The 19,650-nt window shown below is 37.5% G+C and carries 21 protein-coding genes and 1 other RNA gene; 6 read left to right on the forward strand and 16 right to left on the reverse strand.

Annotated elements, in window-relative coordinates:
- Positions 1–420: 420 nt before the first annotated feature.
- The 6 genes from RZN25_02295 to RZN25_02320 form a co-directional block, all read right to left on the reverse strand.
- Positions 421–1,011: a polysaccharide deacetylase family protein gene (locus RZN25_02295; GenBank protein ID MEQ6375662.1), complete on the reverse strand. Its 591-nt coding sequence runs from the start codon at positions 1,009–1,011 to the stop codon at positions 421–423.
- A gap of 35 nt (positions 1,012–1,046) precedes the next feature.
- Positions 1,047–2,057 carry a glycosyltransferase family 4 protein gene (locus RZN25_02300; protein MEQ6375663.1) on the reverse strand — a complete coding sequence of 337 codons (1,011 nt, stop codon included), beginning with the start codon at positions 2,055–2,057 and terminating at the stop codon, positions 1,047–1,049.
- A gap of 656 nt (positions 2,058–2,713) precedes the next feature.
- Positions 2,714–4,027: a DUF2254 domain-containing protein gene (locus tag RZN25_02305; GenBank protein MEQ6375664.1), complete on the reverse strand. Its 1,314-nt coding sequence runs from the start codon at positions 4,025–4,027 to the stop codon at positions 2,714–2,716.
- Positions 4,028–4,452: 425 nt separating this feature from the next.
- Positions 4,453–5,670, reverse strand: coding sequence for an MFS transporter (locus RZN25_02310; GenBank protein ID MEQ6375665.1), 1,218 nt, complete (start codon positions 5,668–5,670; stop codon positions 4,453–4,455).
- A gap of 124 nt (positions 5,671–5,794) precedes the next feature.
- Positions 5,795–5,970, reverse strand: a non-coding RNA gene (gene ssrS / locus RZN25_02315) — 6S RNA.
- 209 nt (positions 5,971–6,179) lie between these two features.
- On the reverse strand, positions 6,180–6,407 hold the full coding sequence (locus tag RZN25_02320) for a hypothetical protein (protein MEQ6375666.1): 228 nt from the start codon (positions 6,405–6,407) through the stop codon (positions 6,180–6,182).
- A gap of 234 nt (positions 6,408–6,641) precedes the next feature.
- Between RZN25_02320 and RZN25_02325 the strand changes: the two genes are divergently transcribed.
- Positions 6,642–7,118 (forward strand): spore coat protein, encoded by a 477-nt coding sequence (locus RZN25_02325; GenBank protein MEQ6375667.1) that lies wholly within the window; start codon positions 6,642–6,644, stop codon positions 7,116–7,118.
- Between the two features lie 148 nt (positions 7,119–7,266).
- Here the strand turns inward: RZN25_02325 and RZN25_02330 are convergent, their stop codons facing one another.
- A complete protein-coding gene (locus tag RZN25_02330) occupies positions 7,267–7,356 on the reverse strand; it encodes a YjcZ family sporulation protein (GenBank protein MEQ6375668.1) in 90 nt (29 codons plus the stop codon).
- A gap of 198 nt (positions 7,357–7,554) precedes the next feature.
- Here RZN25_02330 and RZN25_02335 point away from each other — a divergent pair, with 198 nt between their 5' ends.
- Both RZN25_02335 and RZN25_02340 read left to right on the forward strand, forming a co-directional pair.
- Positions 7,555–7,785, forward strand: coding sequence for a hypothetical protein (locus RZN25_02335; protein ID MEQ6375669.1), 231 nt, complete (start codon positions 7,555–7,557; stop codon positions 7,783–7,785).
- A 206-nt stretch (positions 7,786–7,991) separates the two neighbouring features.
- Complete coding sequence (locus RZN25_02340) at positions 7,992–8,480, forward strand: diadenosine tetraphosphate hydrolase (protein MEQ6375670.1); 489 nt, start codon at positions 7,992–7,994, stop codon at positions 8,478–8,480.
- A gap of 104 nt (positions 8,481–8,584) precedes the next feature.
- Here RZN25_02340 and mreBH read toward each other — a convergent pair whose 3' ends face one another.
- A complete protein-coding gene (gene mreBH, locus RZN25_02345) occupies positions 8,585–9,595 on the reverse strand; it encodes a rod-share determining protein MreBH (GenBank protein MEQ6375671.1) in 1,011 nt (336 codons plus the stop codon).
- A gap of 196 nt (positions 9,596–9,791) precedes the next feature.
- Here mreBH and RZN25_02350 point away from each other — a divergent pair, with 196 nt between their 5' ends.
- The 3 genes from RZN25_02350 (at position 9,792) to RZN25_02360 (ending at position 11,732) form a co-directional block, all read left to right on the forward strand.
- Positions 9,792–10,418, forward strand: coding sequence for an MOSC domain-containing protein (locus RZN25_02350; GenBank protein MEQ6375672.1), 627 nt, complete (start codon positions 9,792–9,794; stop codon positions 10,416–10,418).
- A 6-nt stretch (positions 10,419–10,424) separates the two neighbouring features.
- On the forward strand, positions 10,425–10,802 hold the full coding sequence (locus tag RZN25_02355) for a DUF1992 domain-containing protein (protein MEQ6375673.1): 378 nt from the start codon (positions 10,425–10,427) through the stop codon (positions 10,800–10,802).
- 258 nt (positions 10,803–11,060) lie between these two features.
- Positions 11,061–11,732: an SOS response-associated peptidase gene (locus tag RZN25_02360; GenBank protein ID MEQ6375674.1), complete on the forward strand. Its 672-nt coding sequence runs from the start codon at positions 11,061–11,063 to the stop codon at positions 11,730–11,732.
- 319 nt (positions 11,733–12,051) lie between these two features.
- Here the strand turns inward: RZN25_02360 and pilO are convergent, their stop codons facing one another.
- The 8 genes from pilO to RZN25_02400 form a co-directional block, all read right to left on the reverse strand.
- Positions 12,052–12,678: a type 4a pilus biogenesis protein PilO gene (pilO, locus tag RZN25_02365; GenBank protein ID MEQ6375675.1), complete on the reverse strand. Its 627-nt coding sequence runs from the start codon at positions 12,676–12,678 to the stop codon at positions 12,052–12,054.
- The gene (locus tag RZN25_02370) at positions 12,678–13,241 is read right to left on the reverse strand and encodes a PilN domain-containing protein (protein ID MEQ6375676.1); all 564 of its coding nucleotides are present in this window, start codon (positions 13,239–13,241) and stop codon (positions 12,678–12,680) included. Before RZN25_02370 ends, pilO begins: the two co-directional genes overlap by 1 nt.
- Positions 13,241–14,221 carry a pilus assembly protein PilM gene (gene pilM / locus RZN25_02375; protein ID MEQ6375677.1) on the reverse strand — a complete coding sequence of 327 codons (981 nt, stop codon included), beginning with the start codon at positions 14,219–14,221 and terminating at the stop codon, positions 13,241–13,243. Before pilM ends, RZN25_02370 begins: the two co-directional genes overlap by 1 nt.
- Positions 14,222–14,254: 33 nt before the next feature.
- Positions 14,255–14,998 carry a prepilin peptidase gene (locus tag RZN25_02380; protein MEQ6375678.1) on the reverse strand — a complete coding sequence of 248 codons (744 nt, stop codon included), beginning with the start codon at positions 14,996–14,998 and terminating at the stop codon, positions 14,255–14,257.
- Between the two features lie 115 nt (positions 14,999–15,113).
- Positions 15,114–15,563 carry a type II secretion system protein gene (locus tag RZN25_02385; GenBank protein MEQ6375679.1) on the reverse strand — a complete coding sequence of 150 codons (450 nt, stop codon included), beginning with the start codon at positions 15,561–15,563 and terminating at the stop codon, positions 15,114–15,116.
- 42 nt (positions 15,564–15,605) lie between these two features.
- Entirely contained in the window at positions 15,606–16,814 is a 1,209-nt protein-coding gene (locus tag RZN25_02390; protein ID MEQ6375680.1) for a type II secretion system F family protein, read from the reverse strand.
- Positions 16,801–17,850, reverse strand: a complete 1,050-nt coding sequence (locus RZN25_02395; protein MEQ6375681.1) for a type IV pilus twitching motility protein PilT — start codon at positions 17,848–17,850, stop codon at positions 16,801–16,803. Before RZN25_02395 ends, RZN25_02390 begins: the two co-directional genes overlap by 14 nt.
- A gap of 24 nt (positions 17,851–17,874) precedes the next feature.
- Positions 17,875–19,539 (reverse strand): GspE/PulE family protein, encoded by a 1,665-nt coding sequence (locus RZN25_02400; GenBank protein MEQ6375682.1) that lies wholly within the window; start codon positions 19,537–19,539, stop codon positions 17,875–17,877.
- Between the last annotated feature and the right edge of the window lie 111 nt (positions 19,540–19,650).

Below are 19,650 nucleotides of genomic sequence, written 5' to 3' on the forward strand. Positions count from 1 at the left end.
GACGCACGGATCAAGAGAATCGACGCGCGGATCAGCCAAACCGACGCGCGCCCGGCCAAAAGAGACGCGCGGAAATCAGGTAGACGCACGGATCAAGAGAATCGACGCGCGGATCAGTCAAACCGACGCGCGCCCGGCCGAAAGAGACGCGCGGAAATCAGGTAGACGCACGGATCAAGAGAAACGACGCGCGGATCAGCCAAACTGACGCACGCCCGGCCAAAAGAGACGCGCGGAAATCAGGTAGACGCACGGATTAAGAGAATCGACGCGCGGATCAGCCAAACAGACGCGCGCCCGACCAAAAGAGACGCGCGGAAATCAGGTAGACGCACGGATTAAGAGAATCGACGCGCGGATCAGCCAAACTGACGCACGCCCGGCCAAAAGAGACGCGCGGAAATCAGGTAGACGCACGGATTACAACAATTTAAACGAATATCCTTGTTTTTTAATTTCCTGGATTAATTCCGGCAGGACCAGAACGGTTTGCTTCAACTCATGCAGTAGAATGACTGCACCGTCCTCCAGGTTCTCGACAACATTGGCAATGATTTGTTCTGGAGTATCCTTTAACTCCCAATCAATTGCTGCGATTCTCCATAAAACAGTAGAAAGTCCGAGTTCAGCGACAATTTTAAGCGTGTCCTCGTTATATCTACCAAACGGAGGTCGGAAGTATTTCACTTCGGAGCCTGTAGTCTGAGAAATCTGCTCCTTGCTTAACGCAATTTCTTTCATCTGAGCGTCATAAGAGAGCTTAGTTAATTCTGGGTGCTTTATCGTGTGAGTCCCAATGGAATGCCCTTCCTCTAGCACTCGTTTCCAAGGTCGCTTTGGATGTAAAAGTTTTGTTTGCCAGAAAAACATAGCTGGAACATCCTCTTCCTTCAATATATCTAAAATAGGCTTCAAAACACGACTAGGGCCATCATCAAAGGTTAAAATAACGCTTTTCCTATTTGGATCAATAGAAGAGGTGATCACGTTTGTGTCGGTAGTATCGTACACGATACTATTGTGGCCGCATACTCATGGACTTTTAATCATTTTTTTTCGCCTCCACAGGGTTGTTTCAACACTTTTTGATATACTTCAAGAAAAGCCTTGGCTTCGTCTTCCAGTGAATGATGCTCTTCAATATATGCTTTTGCCACAGAGCCTAATGTCTCTCTCAAAGAAGAGTCTTGAATCAACTTTTCACAATGGCCGATAAATTGCTGTTGGTCATGATATATTAATCCATTCCAATTACTCTTAATAATACTTTCATTTCCTTGGTTTGAGGAAGCTATTACAGGCTTTCCCATTCCCATTGCTTCCAAGAGTGCAGCAGGCTGACCTTCTGTTAGAGAAGTGTTGAGCACTACATCAGCTTCCTTATATAACTCCCCCATTTTTTCATGAGGAAATTCACCGAAATAATGAATCCAGTTGTTGTCGTGAACTAATTTCTGGACTATTTTTTCTTCGTCCTCTTCCAAAACAGGTCCTACTAACCACAGTTTCATATTAGGATGTGTGTGATGAACTTTTTCAAGCATGGAAATGGCTTCCGGTATATTTTTTATTTTACGAATCCCGGCAGGAAGAAGGAAAATAAACTCGCTTGATTTTTTATAACGATTTACCTTATCAATCTGAAAGATATCAGCACTTTGTGGAATGACGTGAATCTTATCCTCAACATGAGGGATTTCTATAACAAGATCCTTCTTAGCAGAATGATGGAAAACGTGAATAGCCTCTGCTCTAGAAAGGCACTCAATGACTTCATGTCTACGTATTGGATCGTAAAGATCGTGATTTAAATCAGTGCCTGTCAAGGTAACCACATATTGATGGATGCGCTCTTTGTGATTTTTGAAAAATTGATAAAAACGATAGGCGTTGAAGCCGTGGTAAAGGTCCCCTTGAGGTAGAGATATAAGGGGCTGTGTAATGGAAATGGTTTCATTATCAATTCCTAATAAATGAAGTCCATGGGCTATTCTTTTCGTGGTTACTGTATTTCCCCGATTCTGATGGAAAAATGGGGTGGCTAATATGATCTTCATCCGAGCGGCTCCTTTGAACATAATTCTAGATGTTTTAAAATCTTTCTATATGCATTGTAATGACTATAAAGATAAAATGCCACTATTATGATGGTTTTCTCATTAGAAAACTTGGCATTTAGAAAGTTTTATGCAAACCACGTTTACTTTGAAAGCACCTGGCACTTTGTTCTCACAAATAAAAACCCTTTGCAGTGCAGGAGGTTAATTTTCCTTCAGCATTTTCAGTAAGTCTTCCAATTGTTTGACTTTTTTGGAGTCTATGTTGGAATCAGACACCACGATTTCAAATCTGCATATATTACCATCTTGTTTTTGTGTGGGGGTCATCACTGAAAAAATAGGCAATCTCGACTTCCAGGGCCTTCGCAATCTTGACCAAAATCCCTAAAACTCGGATTTTTGTGAATATCTCTCTAAGAAGCTTAAATATGATTTGGGAATCCCGGTTATTTCACTTAGCTTATTGAGTGATAATCCTTTTTTAACGAACAAAATGTAGCTGTAAAAAATAATTCAGAGTTACAGCCATGGAAAATGATTAGGCAGTAAAAGTAGCATACTCGAATTTAGAACTTCCAGTAGTTCAAGTAGGTCAATTTCCCAACTAGGAATTGAAGTTGGAAAAAATCAAATGGAGACAGTAAGAACTCCAATCAAAGGGGTTCTTTTTCATACTCTTGATAATGGCCGCATGCTTTTGCTAGCTGGGAGAACTTTTCGTGGACAAATTTCCGATCAAGAGAAAGAAGAGCATCGGAATCAATTCCCTCTTTTATATAGAGAGCTAGCTCCCAAACATCCTTCTTTATCTCAGAATCATTACTATCTGCAATCAGTGTCAATGCTTCCAATCCATTGGAAAGAACAGAAATATCATGAAAACCACTTTGGCGAATTTGATAAAAGGACCTATATAAATAGTCAGAGAAGGTTAGTTGAGGTTTTATCACCCTCAAATTACGATCCTCATCATTCATATATGGTCGAGGTAGATGTTTTTTTCCTAGCTTCGTTAAAATTTTGCCTAGATTGTCGATGCTGTTGATCGCCGTGTTCGGGTCATTAATTCCAGGAGAGAGGGCCCGCAACCCGATTTCAACGATTTTAACGATACCAAACTCTATATCCTCAGCAGGTGACATTTGGATAGTTACCGAGAAAAATCTTTCAAAATTCTTCTGTTCTTCTGATTCTTCTAGTTTCCAGATAGACAAAACAGGTGTATCTTGGTCAACATAATCTCCAAGTTTCTTTTCAAGTCGTACGATGCAATTCAACTTGGTTGCCTGTTCAAGAATTCCATCTACATCAATTTCTTGAATATAGCCAGTTTTATTTAAATAGAAAGGTTGTGCTTCAAGTATAAGGAGGTCCTCGCTTTCCCAGTCTTCCCAAGGTGCATCCTCCGTCACTTGATCTTTGTCAGTTAATTCCTCATCAATCTTTGAGATTGTATGAATCGTGATGTTATGGATAAGACTGCTCACCTGAATCCAGCTCGTTACGTGATGAATAAAGAAAACAAACACTAATACGCACGCTATAGAAATAAAAACGGAAAAAGAGGGGAAAACAAAAACCTGTTCAGTTCCCCGGTCCTTTAAGGATAATAGCAAGATTATTGAATAAATAAATCCTCCCACAAAAAAACCGAGAACACGTTGTGTAACTCTATCAGTAATAAAATTACGTAATGTGCGAGGGGAAAATTGAGATAAGAACGTAGTCAGCACCACTAATATGGTAGAAAAAGTGATAGTAGTCATTGTTAGTAGAGAAGATGCAATGGCACTTAAAATGGTTTGTGCTAGGTCAAGGTCTGAAAACAATAAGTCAGGCAAAAATCGTTTGCTCGAATGATCTTCTGTAATGAGCCTGTCGATAAAGATACTAAAAAAAGCAAAGATGACTGCAAATATTCCATATATTGTAGGGATGTACATAAGGGTGGAACGTAGTCGCTTCATAAGAAATACCTCCCAATCATGTATTTCTAGTGTTGACGGGAGTTAGAAGAAACATTCGGTATAAATAGAATTGCTCTAATATGGGGGTTGCAGCTGAGTGTGACAAGTGATTTTCAAGCGGATGTGAACATGGTAGAAAGAGATGCCCAAATAAATTTAAAAAATAGATGCGTATAGAGAGAAAGGGATGCGTCGAACTCAAGCGGATGCGTAAAAGGTAAAAAGAGTTGCTCGAATTCAATAAACAGGGGCATTCCGACCGAAACCAGATGCATAAACCAGAATTAGAACAATAATTAATCGCAGCAACCTAGCCGAATTAAAAAAGACCAGCCGAAGCCGATCTTCCAAAAATAAGAATATATGTCTAGCTCCAGGGCCTCATCTCCTTACGTCGATGACCAGGGCGCTTTCGTTTTTCTAACTTAACTATACCATTCCTCCATTTTTTTATCAGAAGGAAGTAAAAAGGTTAGTAATCCTAATAAAGGCAAGGTAGAAACGCCGATCATAGTCGGAGATAATCCAACGACATCAATCAATCTCCCTAGTGCTACGGAACCGATGGCACCCATACCGAAAGCGAGCCCGACAATTAAACCAGACATGGTACCGATGTTTCCAGGTAGTAGCTCTTGAGCATACACAACAGTAACTGAGAAACTTGACATGAGAATAACTCCTACTAGCCCTAGCAAGGGGAAAGCAGCATATGGACCCGCGAATGGAAGCAATAAGGTTAATGGTGCCGCTCCAACTAGAGAGAACAGAATAACATTTCTTTTTCCAAAACGATCGGCAAGTGGGCCGCCTAAGAAAGTTCCTACAGCTCCCATGCCTAGAAAAGTAAACACATAAATTTGAGATCGCTCTATAGTAACTCCATAAGTATCCATTGCAAAGAATGTATAAAAGTTTGAAATGGCACTTCCATACCAGGAGCGTGCAAAGACTAGAAACACAAGTACAATTAAAGCTACTGCGATAGACTTTGAGTAAGCACGGTCACCTGGAGCTTTACGTTGAATTTTTTTACTTTGGGATATTATTGATAAATTAGCTGAATACCATCGTGCAATATAAGTCAAAAAGACAACAGCAATCCCTGCAACCAAGGTAAACCAAGCTGCCCCAATTTGTCCAAGAGGTACTAAAATAAGTGCAGTAATGACTGGTGCCAAAGCTTGCCCGGAGTTGCCACCCACTTGGTAAATGGACTGTGCCAATCCACGTCGATTCCCAGCTGCCATATAAGCAACACGTGATCCCTCAGGATGAAAGACAGCTGAACCAAGTCCAACAAAAAGCACACTAACGATAATCCAGCCATAGGAAGGAGCTAAGGCCAACCCAAGGATACCAAACATACTACTCGTTAACCCAATGGGAAGAGCGTATGGCAGAGGCTTTTTGTCGGTAACTAACCCGACGATGGGCTGGGTAACTGATGATACCATATTTAAAGAAAAGGCAATAAGTCCGAGCTGAGTGTAGGTAAGTCCCATCGATTTTTCAAGGATCGGGAACATCGCAGGAATAACCGATTGAATGGAATCATTTAATAAATGGACAAGTCCCATGATAAATAAAATTGAATAAACCGTTTGCCGCTCTTCAACAGGCTTCACTTTTGCTGTCGCCATAACGAAAATCTCCTTAACCTCATAATTATTTCATTATCTTCTAATTACAAAAGAACATCAAGAAGTTTATTCACACAAAAAAGCCCTTTCCCAATGGAAAGAGCTTATTAAAAACTAACACTATGTAATACCCACTCTGTCGTCACTTTGAATGCCTTATAAACCCACTCTCGTAGGTGGGTGCTCGCATGACTCCTTCCAACTTCCCGATCCAGGGCATGTTGTCTAGAGAAAAATGTTGAGCTCCCTTATAAGTTATACGGTTTAAGACATGGAAAGCAACGTGCGTCGCAGGTATTATTTTAGAAAAACATTATCTATCTTATTCAGGCTAGAGTCGATAAGATAAATCAAACGCATGTTATGACTGCGTTGACGGAAGCGGTGATCCGCCGATCACGTTCTCTGTAATAGTAATATAACATTAATACTTTCTTTTTGACAATGGAAATTAGCATCAGTAATTACAGTAAAAGGAAATAGTTATTGGAAAGGCTCTATTTACTAAGTTAATCCTTTTGCCTCTTCTCCATAGCCTTTTTAAATTCTCGCATATCCTCATCAGGCTGTAGGTTATTAGATTGAATGGAGCGCTTATAAGTGAAAGGACGTCTAGAATCCACTCGAATACCCATCTGTTCACCTTGAGTAGCAGTTGGGTCGTTGATGATGCTTTCTTGTTCCCCATCAAAATGTGGAGTTGCTTCATCCCCAACGTTTCGATCATTGTTTGGCAAGTTTCTCAGCTCCTTCAGATTTATGAATATGAATATGAATATGATGGCACGGTAGTTCCTGACCCCATAGAACCACATAGCCCAAAAGTCGTTTTCTTTTTAAGTTGGGTAAAGCGCCCACACTTTATTCATGAAACTGGGTCTTTTCATCATTTTTAAAAAGCATTGTCCATTATATGTCATTTTTTAGTCGGGTGAATAGTCTAGTAAAGAAGAAATGAGGAGGAGATATTTATGGGAAAAACTTTGGCGTGGCATGAAACGTTAGAGGTACATGAATTAGTCGCGTTTCAATCGATTGGATTGATGAAGCTTAAAAAAATGTTACCAAAAGTTTCTGATTCGAACTTAAAAAAGATGTATGAGATGACGATTAAGGACCTAGAAAAAAATTTACGGGAGCTTTTATCATTCTATCCGGAAATGCCTGAGCCAGATGAACGGGCCGAATTTATGAGCCAAGATGTAGGGTTCTATGCTGGGGACTTGCTTATCCTTTTAAAAACAGCTGTCCGAAACTATGCGATTGCTATTACAGAAACGGCTACTCCAGCTCTTAGAAAAGTCTTAGTTTCTCAAATGGAAAAGGCTATTACGGGACACGAACGAATCTTTAATTATATGTATGAAAAAGGAATGTATCCAGCTTATGATTTGAACAAATTGCTTGAGGCTGATCAAATGAACGCCAAGAAAGCACTTAAGATGTAGGGATAATTTCTAAAAGATAATTCCAAAAAAGGAAGTAGAAGAGGCGCACCCTAGGGAACGCCTCTTCTATAGGAATAACTACGCGTAAAAAAGTTTAGCTGTTATTTCTTATGATCACATAGGTGTGACTAATCATTGGATGATCTTATTAGTAGCCTACATAAGCAGTTCCAACGATGATTAACAAGATGAACAACACTACAATTAACGCAAAGCCACCGCCATATCCGTAACTCATAGAGTAAGTCACCTCCTAATGCAGGATCATTATATACTATGTCGATATATCTCTTTTGGAAGGACATTCAACCATTTTTATAAAAAATAGGTGTATACCTATGGAAAAAATGGTAGGGTTTGTTCTAGAGAACTTCATTGCTAAAACAAGATTTGTCGTGTAAAGTATGAATAAATGTAATGGAAAGGGGATTGTTGTATGGGGAAGTGTTCCATTGATCATTCCATGGAAGATACAAGAAAAAAACTTGACGAACAACGTCCATTCTTACCTCAAAATTTGGCAATGCAACTTTCGAATTTTTTAGAGCAAGATCTTGCCCAGGGAATCTTAAATGAGGTTTTTCATTTATTAAAAAAATACGATTTGGCCTCAGAAGAGGAACGGGAAGATCGCAATAAAAAGTTAGAAACTATTGTTAGTCAATAAACCAACGCCTGGATAAAACTTACGCTTTTCCAAACGTTTTTTACAAGATAAGCGTACTATGTCAAATGCTGTTTTGGGCGCACTTAATACACCTACCATGATTTTAAGAAAAAAGTGGAAAAACCAATAGAAGCCTCTGACAGGAAACCTCTATGAAAGTTACCCACTACTTCTCAGATGCTTTTCTTAGGGAGGTGAAAGCGGAAGTGAAAGAGCTTTTTTTATCTAATGGAGAAAAAGTAAAAACGGATTGTCTAAGCTGTTCCATAGTAAATGGTATGATTGAACCTGATGGAGGCGTGATTCTTGAGACTCAACTTTTTCATGCTCATCAAGATGTAGCGTACCCAATCAGGGGATTAGTCATATTAGCTTCCAAAAGACATGTCAAAGCATTAGATGAACTGACAGAGGAAGAAAGGAAAGAGTATATGGAAGTCCTTTATCAGATTAGAAAGGCTCAACGGGATGTGTTGGGAATTCAAGAGATCTACTATTTTTATAATGAAGACACCACACATCATTTTCATACATGGATGGTGCCAAGGTATGAGTGGATGTATGAGTTTGGAAGGTCTGTAGAATCAGTTCGACCAGTTTTGCTTCATGCAAGAAATAATAGGAATAAAGAACCTAATTTATCTGAGGTAAGAAATGCTATAGACGATTTGAAGGGTCATTTTAAAAGGATTTGAACAATTGTTTAAACCAATAAATGCGATAAGCAGTAGTGATTTCATCAATTAATCAAACATTTGTTTAATTTTTAAAATAAAAAATAACCAGGCGGAGAGCCTGGTTATTTTGCTGCTACTTTTTCTAGTTTATGAATAAATTTAAGTGATTTTCCTGTACCAATAGCCACAGACTCAAGAGGACTTGGTGCAAGGTGGACAGGCACAAAGATTTCCTTGCTTAACCATTCACGCATCCCTTTCAATAGGGCGCCGCCACCTGTTAATACAACACCATTATCAACGATGTCCCCACTTAATTCTGGTGGGCAATCTTCAAGAGTGGCACGAACGGTATCCAAAATTTGCTCCAAAATTTCGCGTAAAGCAGATTGGATTTCTGTGGAGGTAAGGGTAATGGTTTTTGGAAGTCCCGTCATTAAGTCACGTCCACGTACATCCATTTCCAATTCTTCATGTTCAATAGGGGCATGTCCAATTTCCATTTTGACTTGTTCTGCTGTACGCTCGCCAATTAAAATGTTATACGTTTTGCGTACATACTGGATGATTTCCATATCCATTTTGTCACCAGCAACACGTACGGAGCGGCAAGTAACAATTCCTCCAAAGGAAATAATAGCTACTTCACTTGTTCCTCCACCGATATCAACGATCACATTTGCAATCGGCTCTTCGACAGGAAGACCCGCACCAATGGCAGCTGCCACAGGCTCTTCAATAAGGTGAACAAATTTTGCTCCATAGCTCTTAACAGCATCATGAATCGCACGACGTTCTACAGAAGTCGCACCAGATGGAATACACACAACAACAGTAGGTTTGCGCATGGACATACCTAAAGTTTTGCTTACTTTTTTGAGCATATGTTTAAGCATTTGAGCGGTTATATCAAAATCAGCAATAACTCCGTCTCGCATTGGACGGATAGGGATTATATTTTTAGGAGTCTTCCCAATCATTTCCTTTGCTTCTTTCCCAATCGCTACAACTTCCTTTGTATCGGCATCAATCGCCACTACAGAAGGCTCATTAAGTATAATTCCTTTTGTCTTTGAGTAAATTAAAATGTTTGCAGTTCCTAAGTCGATACCAATTTCTGCATTATTAAACATGGATATACCTCCATCGTGTTGTCATATTATAGCCATTCTTATTATACTACTATTTTTTGGGGGTTTTTCAATAGGGAATTAGTGGGTGTCTCTCTTCTAAAATGTTAGTATTTGTTTTCACCTCGCGTATTATGAGCACTTTTTTGATATAGTAGAAATGTGAATTTTTTTTTGCCGAAAAAGGAGCATTTAAATCATGAAGTATTCAATTCAATCCATTTTTATAGGTAAACCTCAAACTTTCATCTCAAAACAAGGAAAAGAAATACATACCGCCTTTCGTAAAAATCCAGTAGAACAGAATATATTTTTAGGGAAGCTTAATTTTGAAGGAGACCTTCAAGCGGATTTAGAACATCATGGAGGTCCAGACAAAGCAGTTTGCGTTTATCCCTTTGATCATTATTCCTATTGGGAAAAAGTTTATGGAAGGAGCTTTTCTTTAGGAGCTTTTGGAGAAAATATAACTGTCCAACATTTAACTGAGAATGAGGTCTCTATTGGAGATGTTTTTTCACTTGGAGAAGCTGTTGTTCAAGTTGTTCAGCCAAGGCAGCCTTGCTATAAAATAGCGGCTTCTCATGGACTACGTGATTTTCCCGATAAAATTGTGAAAACCGGTTATTCTGGCTATTACCTTCGCGTTCTTCAAGAAGGATTGGTATCTGCCCATGATTCTTTGGTTTTAAAGGAAAAAGGATCTGTAACAGTAGCCAATGTGAATCGGCTTTTGTATCATGAGAAAAAGGATACACATCTTTTACAGATGGTGCTGGATGAACCGGCACTAGCAGAAGGCCTTCGAAAAAGCCTCATGAAGTAGGGGGAGATGGATGTGCACTTTTCTTCGATTGTGGAAGAAAAAATTAAACAAGCGATACGCGATGGCGACTTTGAGAATCTCCCTGGCAAGGGAAAGCCACTTAAGCTTGATGATATGGAAGGAATTCCATCAGATCTTCGAGTAGGGTACAAAATCATGAAAAATGCAGGAATGATTCCTGAAGAGATGCAGATCAAAAAAGAAATGATCACACTTGAGGAGCTCATTGCAACCTGTAAAGATCCTGAGCAAAAGGAAGAATATCATCGCAAACTTAATGAAAAACAACTTCGGTTTCAGCTAATGATGGAAAAAAGAAAACTTGGTGGGAACAGTGCGTTTCACCAATATAGAAATAGGATACGGAATAGAATAGGGTTTTAATTAGAAACGATATTTTAGAAGAAGTTGTCGACTTGATCCTGTTTTTATATTTTTTACAGGAGTTTATCCCGCATGACCGGCCAGTAATACTCCCACCATCCCAAATCTTAAGTAAAACGAGAAGAGTAGGTGGAGGATAAACTGCCTGTAAAATGTCCGGCTGGCTCAAGTCATACCCTTGGGTTCTAACAATTTTACTATTGCGTGTTCTCCAATAGGCAGACTCCTACTAGAAATGAAAAGGAGGGAGGGACCAAGATGTGTGGTCGTTTTACCTTGTTTGCAGAGAAAGTTGAAATAATAAAGGCTTTTGGACTTGAACAAAAAATAGACAATTTTTATGAAAAAAGATACAATATTGCGCCTGGTCAAAAAATCTTAGTTATCGTTCATGATGGAAAAGGGAAACGTGCAGGTCAGTTGCAATGGGGACTAGTTCCTTCTTGGGCGAAAGATCCATCGATTGGCTACAAAATGATTAACGCCCGTTCAGAATCAGCTCACGAAAAACCAAGCTTTAAAAAGCTACTAACAAGAAGACGTTGTCTTGTTGTGGCTGATAGTTTTTATGAATGGAAACAGGTGGATGGTATGAAGCAGCCTATGAGAATCCATCCAAAGGACCGTGAGCTATTTGCGTTTGCTGGACTTTGGGACCGTTGGAAGGATGGCGACAAGGAGCTGGTCACTTGCACTATTTTGACCCAAGAGGCGAATGAGTTTATGCAAGACATTCATCATAGGATGCCCATCATTTTGCCTAAAGAAAAGGAAGATTGGTGGTTGGATCCACAGCCACAAGATGCCAGTTATATGGTTGAAGGTATTCGGCAGCTTGAGATGGAGGATTTAGAAGCCTATCCTGTGTCAATGCAAGTAAATAACGCAAAAAATGATCTGCCAGATTGTATCGTACCACTCACAAGCTGAACTAAAATCTTTTCTTGCTAGATAAAGTATAAAATCTTTCTAGCTCCAGCGAAAAAGCTTCCTCGAGTAATCTTCGAAGTTTTTGCCCCGAGTAAGGAAAGCTACTTAGAGCTACTTCGCAGAAACAAGCGATTTTCTTGTCTCGAGGCGAGGGCGCTTGTGCTTTTCTAATTACCTTATTGTTTACCATAACAAATGAAAGGTGAAAGGATATATAATAGATTAGCGGTATAACGTGCACTTTCAAAACCTTTCCTAAATAGGAATTAAAAGGGCCTATCGTCTATGTTAAAGATTATTAACATAGAGGATAGACCCTTTAATTTTTTAGTGGGTTTTGTTTATTCGAAGAATCGGGGCTTTTCATTTGTGGCTTTGTGCCTTGCAACGTGTCTAATCCCTCGATATAGTAGGCAGAGAAAGTAAGCTGAAACGGTAGATCAACTTCAGTCTGATAACCCATGAAAGAGATGTTGTTTACAGATATAATTCGATCACTATTTTCTAATTGATTTATAAACTCTATCATATCTTCGTAAGTTGGCGAAACCACTTGCATATTAAAAGTAACCTGCATCATTGTCATGGCTTCTTTTTGTGTGGGCAAGTTAAATTGTTGTGGGTCAGAAATGCTATAGCTTTGAACTTTGCTATTTGATTTGGATTGAGCTTGATCAATCTCTAATATTAATTGTTCATAAAAAGGTTCTAAAGGTAGCTGATTTTGTAAGGATAAAGAATCTGCTCTATTATCCTGATTCTGTTGCTTCTCTAATCTATCCTGTAGAACTGTTAATAGTTGCTTTTGAGATTGAAGGGAGCTTTCCACTTTCTCTTTTTCTTTTACTAAAGGTTGAACTGAAAAAAAATAAATTCCTAGCAAACCTAAAATAAATACAAGGATGTGGATAAGCAATATATTTTTTTGTACTTTACTCCCTTTCATTATTGACCATCCCCTTTCCTACTACCTCTCAAAATGTCTGTATGAATGGTTATCGTGTAGTTCGCAGTATAAAGGGATGTTTGTCCTTCTTCTTGTTGAGTAGAAATAGATAAAAGCTTGACGGCACTGACCCAATCTTGATTAGATAAACGTGTTAAATAATAAGCTGCATCCTTATCGTCGCGTAATAGGACTTGGAGAGTAATCTGGTTGCCTGAAAAATCAAAGGATTGAAAATATCCATCTTCAGGTAATTGTCTAGAAGCATTCATGATTAAAGAATCAGTATCGATAGGAAATGCTTGAAGGTCGTTGACTGTTGCTTTTAACTTTTCGTAATCAGACATTCCTCCACTCTGCAATGTTGTTTCAATAGACTGTATCTCTTCTTGTATCTTGTTTATTTCATTCTGTGTTTTTCCAATTTCATTATTTATTTTAGAAGAAAAAATATAAGCTCCTATGAGAGTCCCAATAATCATCAAACCAACAAAAGCTACCAGTATAATATATCCTTGGTTTTTACGTTCTTTATCTTGTAAAAGGTTAATTTCAACTAACATTAAAATCCCTCTTTCATCGCCAAACCTATAACATTATAAAATTGGTAGCCTATTTTCACATCTTTAGTAGTTTGAATTGTTCTAGGATCCAACGTAATTACTGGGATCTGATCCATCCTATTTTTGACACCATCCAATACTTCATTTATATATGGGTGATCCCCTGTTGCCAAGAATTTCGTAATCTTTTTGTCTCCCTTGTTTAACGAATATTGGTAAAATCGAAGTACCCTTTCGATTTCAGTGTAAACTTCCTCGAATGCGAGCAGCATTTTTTTAATGTTAAATTGTTCTTTTGTTAAAGATCCAATTTGTTGAAAAAGTGTATCATCTAAGTAAGGAATAGTAATTTGCTGCGAAAAGACTGGCTTATGTTTTTCAAATATACTCAATGTAACGGATTTAACATTAAATTGAACAAGTAAATAATTATCTTTACTGTTTGTCAAATCATAATGATAGAAAAGTCTGTATTGGCAGAGTGCGGATATATCCGCAACAATAGGATTTGTTTTTTCATTTTCAAAAAAGCCCTGATACAAATCTATAATTTCAGTTGGAGAAGCAACAAGAAGCACTTGCTGAAATTCTTCATTTTTTTCTAATATAGCTGTATCAATTACAGGGTTATCAAATGGCAAGTGAATACTGTGACCCAATTCAAAGTAGATGTGCCCTTTTATTTCCTCTTCTTCAATATTAGCAGGCACTTGTACCGTACGTACAATAACTGAAGAGTCTGGAACAATGAAACGAATTTGCTTCCCTTTTAAATTCCATTTACGAACACATTTTCTTAATGTTCGCAAAAATAGTTCGTGATTTACTACCTTTCCATTCTCCACAATACCCTCTGGTAAGTAATGTTGATTTATATTGGTAACAATGATAGGTTTTTTGTTATGTCTTATTTCTGAATAACGAATAACATAGTCTTGAATCTCAATATTTGCAATCTTATTATTACTTAATAACCCCATGCTATCACCTAATTCTAGTTAAAATATGTGACATTACAAAAATAAAGAAAAATACCAATTAACGATTTCAGTTCCATAAAAATATGAGATCAATGCTCCCATTGAAATAAAAGGTCCAAAAGGAATTGGATTTTTGCGTTTGACTAATCCTACTATCAATCCAATCAATCCAATAGTTGCCCCAAAAAAAGCAGATAAGAAAAATGCCAATAGTAGTTTTTTAAGACCCAATGCAATGCCAAGAACGGCAAAGAGCTTTATATCTCCTCCCCCCATTCCTCCTCTGCTAACTAGCGCTATAAGGAGTAACAGAACTAATCCTGCGATAAATCCCATACCGGCATCATACCAAGGGTTTAATGGGGTGATTATGCGAAGAAATATAAACAAAACTAAAAAAACAAGTAATATTTTATTTGGAATAATCATGTATGAAAGATCGCTTACGGTGATAATGTGAAGTAACGAAATAAGGGATAAGGCTATAAACATTTCCATACCATAGCCAAGTACATAATATGAAAATGCGAATAAAACACCAGTTAATAATTCCATGACCGGATAGATAGAAGAAATCTTTTTTTTACAATTTGTACATCTCCCTCGTTGCCAAAGAAAAGAAAGTACTGGAATTAATTCTTTCCAAGTTAATGTATGATGACAGGTTGGACAAGAAGACCTAGGTGCAATAATTGATTTTTGCTTAGGAACTCTTAGACCTACTACATTGAAAAAAGATCCCAATATTAACCCTACAATGAATAAGTACGTTAGCATAAAGACCAAATTATATTCCGTCCTCTAGTTTTAATAGGTTGAATTTGTTAAAAGCGCGGTTAATGGATTAACCACGCTTTTTATTACAAAAGGTTTTTATGGTTGTTGAGGTTCACTAGCTTGGGTTGGGAATAGTTGTAACATCATCTCCGCTAGTATCTGCATTAATGTCAGCTATTGTAGCTGCAGTAAATTTTAAATCTACCCCTCCATCTTGTCCTGTACCAGTTAGTGCTGGTACACCATTGGCATCATAAGTGATGCTAGTAACAGTTAATCGACCAGCGTCACCAAGCTCAATATATTCACTCATAAATGCATCTAAAGTTGGATCAGTCTCAGTACCAAGTGTTGTACCGGCAGTAATATCTCCAGATGCATAAGCTAAACGTGCACCTTCAAGAACACTTATTGCATCTGCTTTAATAGCATCTTCTCTTGACTTTTCAATAATATTCCCAATAGCAGGAATAGCGATTGCAGAAATAATACCTAGAATAACGATAACAGCTAGAAGTTCAATGAGTGTAAAACCTTTTTCATTCTTTAAAATCTTTTTAAACATTTTTTTTCCTCCCTTTTTAAAAAATTTATATAATAAGTTAACTTAGTTAACATTATTAAACATTTCAAACATCGGCATCATAATGGACATGACGATTATACCAACTAAACCAGCTAATAAGACTATCATTAAAGGTTCTATTAGTGTTTTCAATTGGTCTGTTGCTGTTTCTACTTCTGATTCATAGAAGTCAGCAATTCTACTTAACATTTGATCAAGAGAACCTGTTTTTTCACCTACTGAAATCATTTGTGTAATTAATGGGGGAAATGCCCAATGCTTGGACATTGGTTCAGACATTGATCTTCCTTGCTGAAGAACTTCACTTGATTCTCTAAGAACTCTAGTCATCACTTCATTTTCAATTACTTTTTCTGTTAATGTCATGGCATTTAAAATTGGAACAGAATTGTTTAATAATGAACTGAGAGTTCTTGACATACGAGCTAATAACGATTTTTGGAATATTTTACCAAAAATTGGAATTTTCAACATGAAATAATCAAGGTAATATTTTGTTTCTTTTTTTTGTCTTATAAGAACAAATGATAAGATAAATAAAACAACTATTAATGTAAGTAGGTACCAATAGTTGACTACCCAATCACTTGCGGCCATCACAAACTTTGTAATTCCTGGTAGTTCCCCTCCAAATTGATTGAACATGTCAACAAAGGTAGGAACGATACTAACAAGAAGAAAGATAACAACTCCAATAGCTATAATTCCTACAACAATTGGATAAGACATAGCAGATTTAACTTTTTGTCTTGTCTTGTGCTGCTTTTCGAAGTAATCAGCCATATCTTCTAACGTTTCCTCTAAAGAACCACTTGTTTCCCCAGCTTTCACCATGTTAGTGAAGAGGTTAGAAAATATTTTGGGATGCTTGCTATAGGCACTAGATAAGGAGTTACCCTCTCTTAAGTCAAATTCTATTTGACTTAACGTTTTTTTCAAAACCTTGCTTTCCGTCTGTTCCATTAAAATTCTAGTAGAATCGACAATAGTGACACCAGCTTTTATTAATGTCGCAAACTGCCGTAAATAAATAACAAAGTCTTCAAGCTTGACAGGGTTACCTAGATAAATATCTTGGGACCAAAATGTTTCCTTCTTTTTTTCAACCTCTAATAATCGTAAATCTCGCTCTCTTAAAATAGTACCAACAGCTTGCTTTGTATCTGCTTGAATCACACCAGTCTTTTTATTGCCTTGACGATCTCTAGCAACATAATTAAATTGAGCCATAAGCATTATCCTCCAAATAACCTTGAACGGACTCATAGGATACAATCTGTCTTTGTAAGAGGGATTTTAAGTTCATTTCCAGTGTGTGCATACCAACATCTCTGGATGTTTGCATTAGGTTTGGAAGTTGGTGTATTTTTTGATTACGAATTAAATTACTTACAGCGTGGGTCTGTACTAATATTTCTGTTGCGGCGATTCGGCCAGTTCCTGTCTTCAATGGAAATAATCTCTGTGATATAACACCTATGAGCACGGAAGCTAGCTGAAACCGTATTTGTGCTTGTTGCTCCGCTGGAAAAACATCGACAATTCTTTCAATGGTTGCTGGTGCACTATTCGTATGCAATGTTCCAAATACTAAGTGCCCCGTTTCAGCTGCTGTCACAGCTGTTGAAATTGTTTCAAGATCTCTCATTTCCCCAACAAGGATTACATCAGGGTCTTGTCGGAGGGCAGCCCGTAACCCGGTAGAGAATTTCTTCGTATCTCTTCCAACTTCACGTTGTTCTATCACTGATTTTTTGTGCTGATGTATATATTCAATCGGATCTTCTAATGTAATAATGTGCTTGTTAAAACTGGTATTGATATAATCAATCATTGATGCTAGTGTAGTAGATTTACCACTACCAGTCGGACCCGTTACCAATACTAGTCCCTGTGGTTTAGATGCTATTTTAGTTAGGACGGTTGGGAGTCGTAACTCTTCAATAACAGGGACTTGAGTAGGAATAAGCCTAATGGCAATGGATAAACCGTCATTTTGTTTATAAACATTCACTCTAAACCTTGAGATATCTTTTAGCTCGTAGGAAAAGTCGATTTCTCCATCGGTTCTTAATGTATCCTCTAAATGGTTTGGCATTAAGTGTAAGGCGATATCCTTCAGTTCTTGATTAGAGTAGGGTGCTAAATCTAACCTCTTTAGTTGACCATGAACACGCAATATGGGAGGTAAGCCAGCTGTTAAATGCACATCAGAAGCATATTCCTTATATGCTGAATACAGTAATTTTTCGATATTATCTCTCATGCCTGTCCTCCTGACTTCATAAAGCTAGTCTAATGTCACCCTTAAAATTTCCTCCATGGACGTAATTCCTTTTTTTACTTTTTGCAAACCATCTTCAATTAAAAATTTCAATCCGTTTTTAACGGCGATGTTTCGTATTGAAATCGTTGACTCATTATTTAGCAAGGCTTGTCTGATTTCATCATCGACAACAAGTACTTCATGAATGGCTGTTCTGCCCTTGTATCCTGTCATATTACAATTGGGACATCCTTTGCCGTAATACGTTTCTTCAATAGAAAGACCATATTTATTAAAGATTTCTTTTTCCCTAACGGTTGCTTCTTGTTGTTGTTTACAATCACGACAAATTTTGCGTACTAATCTTTGAGACACTACTCCATTTAAGGAAGTAGCAATTAAAAACAATTCCACACCCATATCTTTTAAACGGTTAATTGTTTCAATTGAGTTGTTTGTATGTAACGTGCTAAATACTAAGTGGCCAGTAATAGAGGCTCTTATTGCCATTTCAGCTGTTTCTCTATCTCGTATCTCACCAACCATAATAATGTTGGGATCTTGGCGTAAAATAGAACGCAAACCAGTAGCAAAAGTTAAGCCTACATTGGGGTTTACCTGGATTTGATTAATCCCTTCAACTTGGTACTCAACCGGATCCTCAATTGTAATAATATTAACTTCCTCATTATTTAACTTCGTTAAAGCAGCGTACATGGTTGATGACTTACCTGACCCAGTTGGACCGGTAAGTAAAACTATTCCATGAGGTTGCTTCATTAACCGTTGAAATTTATTTACATTATCTTCTTCAAATCCAATTTGAGTAATGTCTTTATTAGCCATACTAAAATCCAATAAACGTATTACAATTTTTTCCCCAAAAATAGTAGGCAATGTACTAATTCGTAAATCGATTTGTCGATGATCCAAATTTAGTTTTATCCTTCCATCCTGAGGTACTCTCTGCTCCGTAATATCCATATTAGATAGGATCTTTATACGTGTTATTAACGATCCTTGTATATGCTTAGGAAGATTCCTCTCTGTACGTAAATTTCCATCTATTCGAAATCGAACGACTGTTTTTGTCTCTAAACAATCAATATGAATGTCACTTGCTTGTTGAACAACTGCTTGTTGTAGTATCTGATTCAAAAGTTTAATAGCAGGTGAGTCATTATCTTCGATTTGTGCTACTTCATTTTGATTGGCAGCTATATTTTTAGAATCACTAAGTTCATTAGCAAATTCATCAATTTCATATAATTTACTAATACTACGAACAATATCATCCTTTGTTGCGATTAGCGGTTCAATACTAAAACCAGTGGAAAGCCTCAAGTCATTTATCACAAGATAGTCTAAAGGATCTGCGATAGCAATATATAGTTTTCTCGTTTCTTTCCTTAATGGTAGGACAAGGTTTCTTTTAGCAAATTCCTTTGGTACCATTTTTAATAGCGATGTATCAAAAGGATAGTTATACAATGTAACGCGTGGGATACCTAATTGGAACTCTAAAACTTCCACAAGCTGCATTTCCGTTACCAAGCCCTTTTGTACTAAAAGGTCTCCTAATTTCTGGTTAGGGCTTTTTTCCTTTAGGCTTTCTTCTAGTTGTTGTTGGGTAATGACACCTGATTCTACTAACAAATCACCCAAACGCATATTTTTTTGAATAGTCATTACCTCACCTCCGGGAAAGGTTATAATAAAACAAAATTCGACCTGAAAAATAGTTGTATTCTCCTATTTATCTTAGAGCCACAGGACAAAATTAAAATCCTGATAAAGCAA

The sequence above is a fragment of the Bacillaceae bacterium S4-13-56 genome (assembly GCA_040191315.1).
GTDB lineage: Bacteria > Bacillota > Bacilli > Bacillales > JAWJLM01 > JAWJLM01.

What these genes read in the sequence shown, in the direction of transcription:
- RZN25_02300 (MEQ6375663.1), bottom strand. Translation starts at nt 2,057, where the DNA reads ATGAAGATCATATTAGCCACCCCATTTTTCCATCAGAATCGGGGAAAT.
- RZN25_02305 (MEQ6375664.1), bottom strand. Translation starts at nt 4,027, where the DNA reads ATGAAGCGACTACGTTCCACCCTTATGTACATCCCTACAATATATGGA.
- RZN25_02310 (MEQ6375665.1), bottom strand. Translation starts at nt 5,670, where the DNA reads ATGGCGACAGCAAAAGTGAAGCCTGTTGAAGAGCGGCAAACGGTTTAT.
- RZN25_02325 (MEQ6375667.1), top strand. Translation starts at nt 6,642, where the DNA reads ATGGGAAAAACTTTGGCGTGGCATGAAACGTTAGAGGTACATGAATTA.
- RZN25_02330 (MEQ6375668.1), bottom strand. Translation starts at nt 7,356, where the DNA reads ATGAGTTACGGATATGGCGGTGGCTTTGCGTTAATTGTAGTGTTGTTC.
- RZN25_02335 (MEQ6375669.1), top strand. Translation starts at nt 7,555, where the DNA reads ATGGGGAAGTGTTCCATTGATCATTCCATGGAAGATACAAGAAAAAAA.
- mreBH (MEQ6375671.1), bottom strand. Translation starts at nt 9,595, where the DNA reads ATGTTTAATAATGCAGAAATTGGTATCGACTTAGGAACTGCAAACATT.
- RZN25_02350 (MEQ6375672.1), top strand. Translation starts at nt 9,792, where the DNA reads ATGAAGTATTCAATTCAATCCATTTTTATAGGTAAACCTCAAACTTTC.
- RZN25_02355 (MEQ6375673.1), top strand. Translation starts at nt 10,425, where the DNA reads ATGGATGTGCACTTTTCTTCGATTGTGGAAGAAAAAATTAAACAAGCG.
- RZN25_02360 (MEQ6375674.1), top strand. Translation starts at nt 11,061, where the DNA reads ATGTGTGGTCGTTTTACCTTGTTTGCAGAGAAAGTTGAAATAATAAAG.
- pilO (MEQ6375675.1), bottom strand. Translation starts at nt 12,678, where the DNA reads ATGAAAGGGAGTAAAGTACAAAAAAATATATTGCTTATCCACATCCTT.
- RZN25_02370 (MEQ6375676.1), bottom strand. Translation starts at nt 13,241, where the DNA reads ATGTTAGTTGAAATTAACCTTTTACAAGATAAAGAACGTAAAAACCAA.
- pilM (MEQ6375677.1), bottom strand. Translation starts at nt 14,221, where the DNA reads ATGGGGTTATTAAGTAATAATAAGATTGCAAATATTGAGATTCAAGAC.
- RZN25_02380 (MEQ6375678.1), bottom strand. Translation starts at nt 14,998, where the DNA reads ATGCTAACGTACTTATTCATTGTAGGGTTAATATTGGGATCTTTTTTC.
- RZN25_02385 (MEQ6375679.1), bottom strand. Translation starts at nt 15,563, where the DNA reads ATGTTTAAAAAGATTTTAAAGAATGAAAAAGGTTTTACACTCATTGAA.
- RZN25_02390 (MEQ6375680.1), bottom strand. Translation starts at nt 16,814, where the DNA reads ATGGCTCAATTTAATTATGTTGCTAGAGATCGTCAAGGCAATAAAAAG.
- RZN25_02395 (MEQ6375681.1), bottom strand. Translation starts at nt 17,850, where the DNA reads ATGAGAGATAATATCGAAAAATTACTGTATTCAGCATATAAGGAATAT.
- RZN25_02400 (MEQ6375682.1), bottom strand. Translation starts at nt 19,539, where the DNA reads ATGACTATTCAAAAAAATATGCGTTTGGGTGATTTGTTAGTAGAATCA.